The sequence below is a fragment of the Blastomonas sp. AAP53 genome (genome assembly GCF_000331245.1).
Lineage (GTDB): Bacteria > Pseudomonadota > Alphaproteobacteria > Sphingomonadales > Sphingomonadaceae > Blastomonas.
On sequence record NZ_ANFZ01000001.1, the window covers coordinates 1 to 823 of the forward strand.

1 protein-coding gene is annotated in these 823 nt (G+C 58.2%); it reads right to left on the reverse strand.

Annotation, left to right across the window (positions count from 1 at the left end):
• On the reverse strand, positions 1-823 hold an 823-nt coding region (locus D618_RS0100005; protein WP_275450218.1), incomplete at both ends, for a calcium-binding protein.

An 823-nucleotide genomic window follows, 5' to 3' on the forward strand; every position in this document is an offset into this window, starting at 1 on the left:
CGGCGCATAGCCAAGCTCTGCAGCGGTAAACGCGGTTGCCGTGGTGTTCTGTAATGTGAGCAGGGTGCCGTAGCTGGCCCCATTGGTGTTTCCATCGCGGTCGATCTGCAACAAGGTATCGCTGCCTGCCTGGACAAGGCGCAGATAGCCCTGGCTGAATGGGTTTGAGGCTCTGTCCCAGCCTTGGAGAACATCGGCGAGGTAGGTGTCCAAACTGAGATTGTCGGACCCGATTTGAAAGTCTGTGATCCGGATCGAATTACCTACGGCAAACGAACCAAATGTCCGGTCGATCACTAAGGTATCGGAACCCGCGCCCAGCGTAATTGCTTGGCTGCCACCTAGCGTATTGATCGTGACCCTGTCGTTACCCTCACCTGCATCCAGCAACAGGCTCGCAACGCTCCCCACGCTGATGGTATCGCTTCCGGTGCCACCACGAATTGTCACACTATCGAGATACCGGCCCGATGCCGAAAAGTTGATGGTGTCATCGCCTGTTCCGCCATCCAGCAGAACCGTGCTGGCGGCCGTCGCCCCCTCGCGCCGAACAGATAGGAAATCGTTGCCGTCCTGGCCAAACAGCTGGTCATTCCCTCCCTGGCTGTCCCTCAAGCTATCAAGCGAACTGTCGAATCCGCTGTTCGCGGCGTTGTTGCCATACAACACGTCATCGCCCAAACCGCCATCCAGCTGATCATAACCTGCTCCACCTTCTAAGATGTCGTTCCCGGCGCGCCCTTCCAGAATATCGTCGCCGCCAAGCCCCTGCAGAAGATCGTTGCCAGCCGTGCCAACCAAAGTGTCAGCCCCGCTCGTGCCG